A 12,073-nucleotide genomic window follows, 5' to 3' on the forward strand; every position below is an offset into this window, starting at 1 on the left:
ATGCAAAAAAAGAGATGCATTCGCATCTCTTTTTTATTGCGTGCTTATCTTATAAAAAACTTGGCAGTAAGACCAAACCAATAATGATCGCAAACATTAACCATTTCAAAGCATAGTAGAGTGGGCGATTACGCGCTTTCAAGCCACGACCATAGTGGTGAATAGCATAACCATATTTGAAGATACGGTTAATAAATCCTGTTTTATCCTGATCATCGTTGGGTGAACTGGCTGCTGACATCACATTACGACCAAACCAATGATTGAATTTTTGCGCCCAGCCCCATTTCATTGGGCGCTCAATATCACAGAATAAGATGATACGAGTTTGATCCGTTTGGTTATGTGCCCAATGTACATAGGTTTCATCAAAAACGGTTGCTTCACCATCTCTCCAGCTATAACGCTCTTGATCAACTTCGATAAAGCAGTCATCACTATTGGGGGTGACTAAACCCAAGTGATAACGTACTGAACCTGCATATGGATCACGGTGTTTACCCAAGTAACTTCCAGATGGCAACTCAGTAAACATTGCTGCTTTAACCGATGGAATACTTTCAAGTAGTGCTACAGTCTTTGGGCAAAGCTGTTGCGCTGATGGATGGCTATCTTGATACCATTTCAAATAAAAACGTTTCCAGCCACGCTTAAAAAAAGTATTAAAGCCTGCATCATTATTTTTTTCGGATGCTTTGATTTGATTTTGTAGTTGAATGGCTTCTTCCCGAATCACCTCCCAATTATCTTGTAATGGTTTGAGTTCAGGGAATTGCGCCACATCAAAAAATGGCTGGTTTGGGAGTTTAGAAAAACCAGTCATAAACATGTTTACAGGCGCTAAAAATGTAGAATGGTCAAATAGTTGCCGAGATATTTTTAATCGTTCTTTACCACGAAAATAAGTATATAAGAAACTAACCAAAAATACGGCAATGATAATCACTGCGTACATAAGCACAATAGTCTAAAAATGGGAGGCGGTTAGTTTAGCACAAAATATATTTGGACGAGTATGGTTATAGATACAAGTTGGAAAGGTCTTTAATTGTACGATAAAAGGTCACTCAGGCGAGCATCGCTTGATGCTCACCTGATGTTTTATGCGTGATTAGATTTGGTTATTTACATCGATATTTTTAGTTTCTCGGATCAATAAAAAAGCAATCAGAGATAATAATGCCGCGGCACTGAGATAATAACCGACTGCTTGTAAACCAAAGTTTTCAGCAAGTTTAGTGGCAATGTAGGGTGCAAAAGAGGCACCAAAGATGCCTGCTAGATTAAAGGTCAGTGCCGAACCCGTGTAACGTACAGACGTTGGGAACAGTTCAGACAAGATTGTGCCAATCGGACCATAAGTCAGTCCCATGATCGATAACCCGATACACAAGAATAAAAACACCAATACAGGACTACCAGAATCAAGCAAGCTTGCGAAGACTAAACCAAACAATGCAGCTAAAATACAGACAGCAATCGACGTGGTTCGACGACCGATTTTCTCCGCTAAAATCGCTGATAAAGGAATAAAGCCAGCAAAACATAAAGTCGCTATAAGCTGTAATTGCAAAAATTCAGTACGGGTATAGCCAAGCTGTGTAGTTCCCCAAGTCAGTGCAAAAACAGTGGTGAGATAGAACACCACAAATGTACAAATTGCAGCAATCGTTCCAAGAATCAATTTAGACAAGTGCTTGGTCATGACTTCTTTAAATGGAACATTTACTTCTTTTTGTTTATCCAGAACTTTTTGAAAAGCTGGTGTTTCATGTAATTTCAAGCGAATGTATAGACCGACTAAAACTAAAACAGCACTCGCGATAAAAGGAATACGCCATCCCCACGTCATAAATGCTTGTTCCGTCATGAATGCACCAAGCAAGAGGAATGAACCTGTTGCAAGGATAAATCCAATAGGTGCCCCTAATTGAGGGAACATGCCATACCATGCACGTTTACCTTCGGGCGCATTCTCAGTCGCAAGTAACACCGCACCACTCCATTCACCGCCTAAGCCCAGCCCTTGTCCCAAACGACATAAGGCTAATAATAGGGGAGCAGCAATGCCGATTTGAGCATAAGTAGGCAACAAGCCAATACAGACAGTTGAAACACCCATGGTCAATAGTGCTGCAACCAAGGTGGCTTTACGTCCGATCCGATCGCCTAAATGACCAAAAAGTGCAGCGCCGACGGGGCGGGCAATAAATGCGATTGCAAAGGTGGCTAATGACTGGAGTAAGGCTGCGCTTCCACTACTTGCTGGAAAGAACAGATGTGGAAAAATAATGACTGCGGCAGTGGCATAAATATAAAAGTCAAAAAACTCAATTGTGGTACCAACGAGACTTGCAAACAGTACACGTGTTTTTGAATTGCTTGCCACCTCACCAGTGGCAGCCATAGAGTTTGACGACATAGATGACCTTAATTCTAATGATCTAAGACAAAATACGAAGTGTTCGCCTTAGATGTTCCTTATAAAATGCGGGGCTTACTTCGGAATTGAATGTAATGAATGCCAGCAAAATGCTTGCTTACAGCACATACCAATAGATCGCTAGAAAATGTAAACCTGCTCCTAGTAGCACAAAGATATGCCATATTGCGTGGGTATATCTTACCTTTTTTAAGGCATAAAACAATGTACCGATGGTATAAGCCAATCCACCTGCAATCAGCAGTTGTAGAGCATCTTTGGATAAATAACGTTGCATGTCATCCATCAATAATACAGCTAACCAACCCATCACCAGATAAGCTACTAATGACAGTTTTTGAAAGCGATGAATAAACACCAATTTAAATAGGGTGCCAATAAATGCAATCACCCAAAGCGCAATTAGAAGATAGTGCGCCTTGGCTGTTGGAATGGCAATACTGAGAAAGGGGGTATAGGTGCCCGCGATCAGATAGTAAATCGCGGTATGATCTAGTTTCTTATACCAATATCGTCTGGTTTCATCTTGTGCGAAGTGATAAAGCATTGAACTGCTGAGTAGCAATACTAAACTAAAGCCATAGACCCATAGACTGATCCATTGACCCAAGGGAAGATAGCTCCCTTTAATAATTAAAAATACCGAGGCAATTAAAGCTAATATTGCACCGATACCATGACTATATGCATTGAGTCGTTCTTCTTTTGGATCATAATTCAACATTGAGTTCATGTTCATCGCAATAAGCTTTGCATAAAAATACAACTGTATCGTAATGCAATTTCCCTTTTAAAGTAAGACGCTTTAGAATTTAGTTTCTATTTGTCAGGTTTTCATTATGTTTGCGCCGAAATTTTCTTTTGAACAAGAACAACAATTTTTCTTGGATATCCAGCAATCGATTGAAAATAAAAGCTTTGATCGTCTGATTTTGAGTCAGTACAAAGGTGAAATGACAGATTTAGAAAAAATGACATTTCGGATTATTCAATTGCAGGGGCAAGCCACTTTATCTTGTTTATATCATTATAAAACTCAAGACATTACTAAAAACTATTCGATGAATGAAGGGATTGAGAAAATTGCTGAACTATTGGCACAATCTAAACAGGCTAATTTATTCGCGCTTGATCAAGAAGCCCAACTCAAGAAAAATAAAAAGAAAGCAATGCTCAATGTGCAAAAAAGACAACCCTTGTCCATGGAAATAGAGCAACGTCAGCATAATCGAGAAAAGCATCGTTATGTAGAGCAGCAAAGCCCATTTTTAAAACATCTAGGTATCACAGATGAAAAAGGGCAAGTCATTCCAAGCATGGCGCGAAAATGGAAACAGATCAATAAATTCATTGAGATATTTTCCAATGCTTATGCTCAAATTGATGCTTCTCAACAAGAACTGAATATCGTTGACTTTGGTTCTGGCAAAGGCTATTTAACCTTTGCTTTATATGACTATTTACAAGCCCAACAAAAAACGCCCCTGATTACAGGTGTGGAATTACGCTCGAATTTAGTTGAGTTTTGCCAGAAAGTTGCAGATGACGTCGGGTTTAATCATCTTGATTTTTTCGAAGGGGATGTGCGGAGCTATCAACCTGAAAAGTTGGATGTCATGATTGCCCTGCATGCCTGTGATATTGCAACTGATTTTGCGATTCATACTGGGATTCGTCTCAATGCCTCGATGATCATGTGCGCCCCATGCTGTCATAAAGAATTAAGACCGCAACTCAAGAGTCCAGAAGTGTTGCAACCAATGTTGCAGTTCGGAATTCATGCGGGTCAACAAGCTGAGATGCTCACTGACACGCTACGCGCATTGTTGCTCAAGGCCTATGGCTATGAAACTAAAGTCTTCGAGTTTGTCTCATTAGAACATACTAGTAAGAACAAAATGATTTTGGCAACTAAACGCAAAGATATTCAGCAGCCAGATGCTAAAATTTTGCAGCAAATACAAGCGTTAAAAACGATGTATGGCATTCAAAAGCAAAGTTTGGAGTTGTTATTAAAGGATCAAATGCCTATCGAAAATGTAGGTTGTAAGTGTTAATGGGACAAAAGATGAATCGTTTTGTTGTGAAACATGGTCAATGGGATCAATTGCAACTACAGCAGGATGCCAAGCGCATTCGTAAGTTTGTGTTTATCAATGAGCAAAACATTCCTGAGCAAGATGAATGGGACGATCAAGACCAAGTGTCGGAACATTTTGTCGTCTATGCACAAGAGCAAGCGATTGCCACCGCTCGATTGTTACCTGATCATCATTTAGGGCGTGTTGCCGTATTGCAGGAATATCGAGGTCAGGGCATTGGACAATTGATCATGTTGGAAATGATTGCTTATGCTAAATCCCAAAACCGTCCATTTTTACAGCTTTCTGCACAAACGCACGCTACTTCATTTTATGAAAAATTAGGTTTCGTGGCACAAGGCGATGAATATGATGAGTGTGGCATTCCACATATTGAAATGATCATGCCAATCACAGGAAAGGTATAACCTATAAGATTGGCATTTATCGATCTGACTATTGTTTAGGTTGTGCAGCCACTTCGGAGCTTGCAGGAGCGACTTCCTGAGAAAGCTCTTGCTGTTGCTGTGCTTTACGTTGCGCGCCAGGCATATAATCAGGTTCTTGGGTCATCGCTAAATAGAAAAAACTTAAAAAAATGGTGCTGAGTACCCCAACAATAATGACAAATTTCCATCCCAATACTGTTTCATTTGAGTCTTTTTGTGGAGATGGTTGATTGCTCATGAAAAAATCCAAAAAATAAAGAAAACGTAATTTTGCGCCTTTTTTAGCTCGCTTGCCAAGTATCTATATGGAGTTCTTCTATGTGCTTCAATAGGGAGAGATATGTTATTGAGTTGTTCAATTTGGCGAGCGGCTGAAAGCAGCGTCATCTCGCCATTACATTAAAATGTATTACATTGATTTCGAAGTTATAGCTTGTGCCAATCTTCTATCGCCTTTAGGCCAGTTTCGATACCAACATCATAGCTATAGCGAATTTTAGATTTGTTCTTGGTGAGTCGACCTGCCATATTTTTTAAATCTGGGGGGCATACTTCCAAGATTTTTTGTCCAGATGGTGTTCGAACAAACTGAACTGAATCATTATAGCGTTGGGTTCGCGTTAAAAGACTACGTGCAAAACCGTGTTGTTGTTTAAACAAATATTTCGCGAGGAACTGATCGCCTCTATTACTCGCTTTATAGTATTTTTTAGGGCGAGTACGTAATACCATGAGTTTAGAAACATGATTTTGTTGTGCTGCCCAATGGACTGGAAGGGCATCAGCAACGCCACCATCGAAATAAGGTTCACCAAACACTTCAACCGCTTGACGTGTCAATACAGGAATCGAACTCGATGCCCTTAAGCCATCCAAAATATTATCTCTAGATGCTTTGATATAAGTCGCCTCACCAGAAATAGCGTGAGTAAGCACCATATAAAATTCAGGATGATTGGCAAATAGTTGGGTTTGATTGAGTGGATTTTCTTTCTCAACCACATCCCACATCCATTTTAGATCAAGTAAATCACCGCCTTTAAAAAAGCGTCCATAATGAATGAATTCTGAACGAAGAGAATGATCTAAATAAATTTGTAGTGTTCGACCCTGTTGAGCAGCTAAGTAATTTGCAACATTAGTTGAGCCTGAGGAGACACCAACACAGAGATCAAAAGGATTAAATTGTTGCTGTAAAAATGCATCTAAGACACCGCTGGTAAATGCGCCGCGCATTCCACCACCTTCAACGACCAGTGCCTGACGATTTTGTTGAAGCATTGAAAATCTCGAATACCATGATAAACCCCTGTTTAACACGGATTTATCATGTTCGACAATAGCACTTTAGTGTTGATGAGATTCTGCTTGGGCAGCTGTAGTTGCTGTTGCTGTATTGCTTTTAGCTGCCTCTAATGCTTCTGGCGACATTGCAGGTGCTGTTTTAAAAGCATGATGTTGGCTGCTAGTTTGCTTTTGGCTTGGCATATAATCAGGTTCATTGGTGATGGCTAAGTAAAAAATCACCATAAAAATAAAGCTTAGAATGATCGTGATAATCAGCGCTTTCCACCCCCAAGGTGAAGTTTCTGGGCATAATTTCTCAGACATAAGACAAATTTCCAAAGGACAAAAAAGAAAGCAGAATTAGGGAGATTTATAGCACAATTTGTGATGAATTAGGCAGAAGTTTTGCAGTGATTTTGTCGAATAGTAAAAAGCTCATATCGGTAATCAATACTGACATGAGCTTTAAGCTTATAAAAAGAAATGAATTATTGAATAATTTCCTTCTTTTGCGCTTTGTTTTTCAGCAGTTGCGGTGGAGCGAAACGTTCACCATATTTAGCTGCCAATTCTTCTGAACGTTGTAATGATTTTTCAATCCCATTTTGATTTAAGAATTGAATCGCACCGCCAGTCCAAGGTGCAAAACCGATTCCGAAAATTGAACCCACATTGGCATCAATCACTGACTCTAGAACACCTTCCTCATAGCAGCGTAAGGTATCCAGTGCTTGAACAAACAAGAAACGATCAATCATATCTTGTTCAGAAATATCATTTTCTTTTGTCCAGCGGCTGAGTCCATCCCACAAATGTTTTTTGCCATTTTCTGGATATTCATAGAAGCCTGCACCAGCAGCTTTACCTTTACGATTCAACTCGTGAATCATGGTGTGAACCACTTCATCTACAGGCGTTTTCGGTAAGTCTTTCCCTTCAGCTTGCAGTGCTTTGCGCGTTTCGCTTGCAACATGCTCAGTCAGAGTTAAAGATACTTCATCCTGAATCGCAAGAGGACCTACAGGCATGCCTGCTTTGAGAGCTGCCATTTCGATTTTGGCTGGATGAACACCTTCAGCAAGAAGACGCATACCTTCTTGAATAAAGGTCCCAAATACACGACTGGTAAAGAAACCACGACTATCATTCACTACGATTGGTGTTTTAGCAATTTGTTGAACAAAGTCATAGGCTTTCGCTAATGTTTCAGCTGAAGTTTCTTTGCCTTTGATGATTTCGACCAATTGCATTTTGTCTACAGGGCTAAAGAAATGTAAGCCAATAAAGTTTTTGGCATCTTTGCTTGCGGTTGCTAAACCTGTGATTGGTAAGGTAGACGTGTTCGATGCAAAGATTCCACCTTCAGCTAAATACTGTTCAGCTTCTTGAGTCACCTTGGCTTTGAGTTCTTGATTCTCAAATACTGCTTCAATGATTAAATCACAGCCTTGTAGATCAGCTGCATCAGCGGTAGCAGTAATAAGCGCTAACACTTGATCACGTTTTTCTGCTGTCATACGACCTTGTGAAACACGTTTATCAAGTAACTTTTGCGAGTAAGCTTTGCCTTTCTCTGCATTTTCTACAGACACATCTTTGAGTACGACAGGAATGCCTTTGATTGCGGTTGAGTAAGCAATCCCTGCACCCATCATACCTGCACCTAAAACACCGACTTTTTTCGCTTGCCATTTAGCAACTTCAGCAGGACGACTCGCACCTGATTTAATTGCATTTAGACCATGCCAAAACGTACCGATCATGTTCTTCGACACTTGACCGATAGTCAGTTGTGTAAAGTAACGTGATTCAATACGAAGTGCGGTATCGACATCGACTTGTGCACCTTCAACTGCAGCCGCCATGATCGCTTCAGGAGCAGGGTAGCAACCTTTGGTTTTGTCACGTAGCATGGCAGGGGCAATTGCAAGCACTTGCGCAACCGCAGGCGTTCTAGGATCGCCACCAGGGATTTTGTAGCCTTTCACATCAAATGGTTGCTGTGACTTTGGATTGGCTTTCACCCAAGCAATCGCTTTTTCTAACAGCTCTTGTTCATTCTCAGCCGTGTCATGTACCAAACCAAGAGATTTTGCTTTATCGACACCAAATTGCTTACCTTCCATGAGGAACGGGAATGCATTTTGTAAGCCCAGCAAACGTACCATACGGACGATACCACCGCCACCAGGAAGTAGACCTAAAGTCACTTCAGGTAAACCAAATTTGGTTTTTGGATCATTAATGGCAATACGATAATGACAACCTAAAGCGATTTCCCAGCCACCACCAAGCGCAGTCCCGTTTAAAGCTGCAACAACAGGCACACCTAAAGTTTCGATTGTGCGTAAGTCACCTTTGAGTTTTTCAATCATCTTGAAAAATTCAGTAGCGTGTTCAGGTTGTACCTGAATCAGCTCATCTAGGTCACCACCAGCAAAGAAGGTTTTCTTAGCTGAACGGAAAATAATACCTTTCAGATCAGTTTCAGCTTTGAGTTTTTGACTGACTTCATCTAAAGCATCACGGAACTCTGCATTCATGGTGTTTGCAGATTGACCAGATGAATCAAGCGTAAGAATTACAATATTGTCAGCGTTTTTTTCGTATTTAATAGCGCTCATGTTGTTCTCCTTACACCAACTCGATAATGGTAGCGATACCCATACCACCACCGACACATAATGTTGCTAGACCACGTTTTTTACCTTGACGCTCTAATTCATCTAGCAAAGTTCCTAGAATCATGGCGCCTGTTGCCCCTAATGGATGTCCCATCGCAATTGCACCACCATTGACGTTGACTTTCTCAGCAGGAACTTTCAGTTCTGTAATAAAACGCATTACCACCGCTGCAAAAGCTTCATTTACTTCAAATAAATCAATATCGTCGATGCTCAAGCCTGCTTTTTCTAATGCTTTACGTGCAGCAGGGGCAGGACCAGTCAACATAATGGTTGGATCTGTACCGACCAATGCAGTTGCAAGTACTTTTGCACGAGGTTTTAAACCCTGCTCTTTGACTGCTTTATCAGAAGCCAATAACACCACCGCAGCACCATCAACGATACCTGATGAGTTACCCGCATGATGGACGTGATTGATTTTTTGAGCTTCAGGATACTTCTGTAAAGCAACAGCATCGAAGCCCATTTGACCCATCATTTCAAAGCTAGCATTCAGTTTTGCTAAACCTTCAACTGTGGTATTTCCTTTGATAAATTCATCTTTTTCTAAAATTGTTACACCTGCATGATCTTTCACAGGTACAACTGATTTATCGAAATAACCATTTGCCTGAGCGGCAGCAGCCTTTTGTTGCGAACCGACCGCAAATGCATCTACATCTGCACGGCTATAACCATCTAAAGTTGCAATCAAGTCTGCGCCTACACCTTGTGGAACAAAAGACGATTTCAAATTGGTTTCAGGATCAAGCGCCCATGGACCACCATCTGAACCCATTGGAATGCGTGACATTGACTCCACACCGCCAGCAACCACAACATCTTCCCAACCTGAACGAACTTTTTGTGCTGCCAAGTTCACCGCTTCTAAACCAGAAGCACAGAAACGGTTGATTTGTACGCCTGCGACATCATCATTCCAACCTGCAGCAATCGCAGCAGTTTTGGCAATATCCCCACCTTGATCACCAATCGGTGTCACACAACCGAGAACGATATCATCGACTTTAGATGTGTCGAGTTGATGGCGTTGTTGTAATTCATTTAATAATGTTGTGAGTAAAGTAATTGGTTTTACTTCATGTAATGAGCCGTCTTTTTTTCCTTTTCCGCGTGGTGTGCGAATGGCATCAATAATATAGGCCTCGCTCATAGCTGTTCCTTGTATTGCCTTAAATTAAAATCATTGTGCTTTGAGTGTACTCAATTTAAGAGGTAGTGCAATGATGATAAACATTGGCAGGTTTGATGTTTTTCGCCAATTCAGTTGACTGTTGAAAAGATGAAATATTCAGTAAAATATATGGTCATAATTCAACAAAATTATCCTGATGAAATTTATTAATGTTGTCGGAACATCAGCTTCTGGAAAAACGACCTTTGCTCGCCAACTTGCTAAAAAGTTAGGGTTGATTCATATCGAAATGGATGACTTGTTTTGGTTGGATAATTGGCAAGAAACGCCAGATGATGAATTTTTTTCTAAATTACAAAATCGAATGGATCAAGCCTCTAGTGGGTGGATACTTGATGGTAATTATTCTCGAACGCAAGATTTGAAGCTTAGATATATTGATACGATTATTTGGTTAGATTACTCATTTTCATTCAACCTTTATCGATCAATCAAACGAGCAATTACTAGAGCTGTGACACAGAAAAAATTATGGCCAAACTCGAATAATCGAGAAAGTTTTAAGTCCAGTTTCCTTTCTAAGGATTCCATTATTTTATGGATGATCAGTCATCATGCTAAAAATAGAAAAAAGTATCTCGCAATGATGGAAAATCCCGAATATCAACATATTCGCTTTATTCAATTAACTTCTCCGAGAGAAGCAGCCGAATTCCTTAATAAAATGAATGGATCGCCTAAATATTCTTAAACGATCCATGTAGTGATTTTTATGAATGATGCCCATGCAACTGACGATATAAACCAGGGGTAACACCTGTCCATTTTTTAAAGGCGCGGTGGAAGGTACTGGTTTCACTGAAGCCCACTTGTTGAGCAACATCTTCTAAAGTGAGATTCGGTGTTAACAATAAGTGAATCGCAGCATCACGACGCAGCGCATCTTTGACACCTTGATAGCTCTTACCTTCGGCAGCTAAACGACGACGTAAGGTTTGAGGGGATAAATACAACATCGACGCTACATCATTGAGTGTCGGCATTTCTTCACCAATTTGACTCTTCAATACATCGCGGATACGAGAAGTGAGCGAGTTGGTATTTTTGAATTTCACTAGAAGCTGCGCTGGCGCTGCTTTTAAGAACTCTTCTAAAGTATTTTCATCTTGGCGAATTGGTAAATCAAGATAATCTGCCGCAAACGTAATCTCTGTACGCGGTGCATCGAACTGCATGACAGGTGCAAAGAACAATGCATCATATTCATCGGCATGGCTTGGGCGCTCATAACCAAAATGTACGCGTTCTAAGGGCAAACGACGTTCAATCAACCAAGATGCAAGACCATGCCAAATCATCAGCATACTTTCAGTAATAAAATGATCTGGATCGAGTGATTTTGGGATGTGAGGAACTAAGCGCGCTTCATGTTTGTCACGCTCTAAACTTACAGACCATTCGTCACCAAACAGTTTGTAGAATTGTGATGAAAGCTCAAGTGCCTGACCGAGTGTTTTTGAATGAATAATCAATTGGCACATGATTGCGAATGTACCTAAGCGACGAGGTTGGATATCAAAACCGACATGTTCGTCTTGGGTCACCATCCATAACATTTTAACAAAGCGAGTATATTGTTCAGGGGAGATTCGAGCTTTAGGCTGGCGCAGGAGTTCTGCTTCTATACCGACATGTGAAAGTAATGTTTCAACGTCCATGCCTAGGCGTTTCACACCTGTTAAAGCCGCATTCACGAAGTGGATGCTGATCGTATCACGGCTCATATTGAATCCTTCAGTTTCTTTACTATTCACGATAATTGACCTAAATAACCGTCTAAAATATCAAATTGGGCAATTGACAAGAAAAAATAATTGCTCAATGCGTACATGTTAAATTGCCGAAACTATCAAGGTAAATGGCTGAACATGACATTGTTTTTATGTTTATCCCTACCTAGTATAAAAGAAAATTTAAACAAAATGAGTAAA

At 40.4% G+C, this 12,073-nt stretch carries 12 protein-coding genes; 3 read left to right on the plus strand and 9 right to left on the minus strand.

The features are described from left to right. Positions 1–49: 49 nt before the first annotated feature. The 3 genes from lpxO to trhA all read right to left on the minus strand — a co-directional run bounded on the left by lpxO (position 50) and on the right by trhA (position 3,182). Complete coding sequence (lpxO, locus tag DS737_RS02945) at positions 50–955, minus strand: lipid A hydroxylase LpxO (RefSeq protein ID WP_004640707.1); 906 nt, start codon at positions 953–955, stop codon at positions 50–52. Positions 956–1,111: 156 nt separating this feature from the next. Next, positions 1,112–2,422, minus strand: coding sequence for an MFS transporter (locus tag DS737_RS02950; RefSeq protein ID WP_005083279.1), 1,311 nt, complete (start codon positions 2,420–2,422; stop codon positions 1,112–1,114). 118 nt (positions 2,423–2,540) lie between these two features. Continuing rightward, positions 2,541–3,182: a PAQR family membrane homeostasis protein TrhA gene (gene trhA / locus DS737_RS02955; RefSeq protein WP_026056297.1), complete on the minus strand. Its 642-nt coding sequence runs from the start codon at positions 3,180–3,182 to the stop codon at positions 2,541–2,543. 100 nt (positions 3,183–3,282) lie between these two features. Here trhA and DS737_RS02960 point away from each other — a divergent pair, with 100 nt between their 5' ends. Then, on the plus strand, positions 3,283–4,500 hold the full coding sequence (locus DS737_RS02960) for a class I SAM-dependent methyltransferase (RefSeq protein WP_113996722.1): 1,218 nt from the start codon (positions 3,283–3,285) through the stop codon (positions 4,498–4,500). Between the two features lie 11 nt (positions 4,501–4,511). Further along, positions 4,512–4,952, plus strand: coding sequence for a GNAT family N-acetyltransferase (locus DS737_RS02965; RefSeq protein ID WP_113997948.1), 441 nt, complete (start codon positions 4,512–4,514; stop codon positions 4,950–4,952). Positions 4,953–4,980: 28 nt separating this feature from the next. On the opposite strand, the gene DS737_RS02970 is transcribed toward DS737_RS02965, so the two are convergent. The 5 genes from DS737_RS02970 to DS737_RS02990 all read right to left on the minus strand — a co-directional run bounded on the left by DS737_RS02970 (position 4,981) and on the right by DS737_RS02990 (position 10,100). Next, a complete protein-coding gene (locus DS737_RS02970; RefSeq protein WP_004640700.1) occupies positions 4,981–5,211 on the minus strand; it encodes a hypothetical protein in 231 nt (76 codons plus the stop codon). Positions 5,212–5,399: 188 nt separating this feature from the next. Beyond that, positions 5,400–6,254, minus strand: a complete 855-nt coding sequence (locus DS737_RS02975; protein WP_004640699.1) for a patatin-like phospholipase family protein — start codon at positions 6,252–6,254, stop codon at positions 5,400–5,402. A gap of 66 nt (positions 6,255–6,320) precedes the next feature. Then, complete coding sequence (locus tag DS737_RS02980) at positions 6,321–6,584, minus strand: hypothetical protein (protein ID WP_113996723.1); 264 nt, start codon at positions 6,582–6,584, stop codon at positions 6,321–6,323. 164 nt (positions 6,585–6,748) lie between these two features. After that, positions 6,749–8,884 (minus strand): 3-hydroxyacyl-CoA dehydrogenase NAD-binding domain-containing protein, encoded by a 2,136-nt coding sequence (locus DS737_RS02985; RefSeq protein WP_113996724.1) that lies wholly within the window; start codon positions 8,882–8,884, stop codon positions 6,749–6,751. A 10-nt stretch (positions 8,885–8,894) separates the two neighbouring features. After that, complete coding sequence (locus tag DS737_RS02990) at positions 8,895–10,100, minus strand: acetyl-CoA C-acetyltransferase (protein WP_113996725.1); 1,206 nt, start codon at positions 10,098–10,100, stop codon at positions 8,895–8,897. A 178-nt stretch (positions 10,101–10,278) separates the two neighbouring features. Here DS737_RS02990 and DS737_RS02995 point away from each other — a divergent pair, with 178 nt between their 5' ends. Beyond that, on the plus strand, positions 10,279–10,833 hold the full coding sequence (locus tag DS737_RS02995) for a P-loop NTPase family protein (protein ID WP_113996726.1): 555 nt from the start codon (positions 10,279–10,281) through the stop codon (positions 10,831–10,833). A 19-nt stretch (positions 10,834–10,852) separates the two neighbouring features. Here DS737_RS02995 and DS737_RS03000 read toward each other — a convergent pair whose 3' ends face one another. Further along, positions 10,853–11,866: an AraC family transcriptional regulator gene (locus tag DS737_RS03000; RefSeq protein ID WP_005083262.1), complete on the minus strand. Its 1,014-nt coding sequence runs from the start codon at positions 11,864–11,866 to the stop codon at positions 10,853–10,855. Positions 11,867–12,073 lie beyond the last annotated feature (207 nt).

Origin of the sequence: Acinetobacter haemolyticus (assembly GCF_003323815.1) — a bacterium.
In the GTDB taxonomy this organism is placed as follows: Bacteria; Pseudomonadota; Gammaproteobacteria; order Pseudomonadales; family Moraxellaceae; genus Acinetobacter; species Acinetobacter haemolyticus.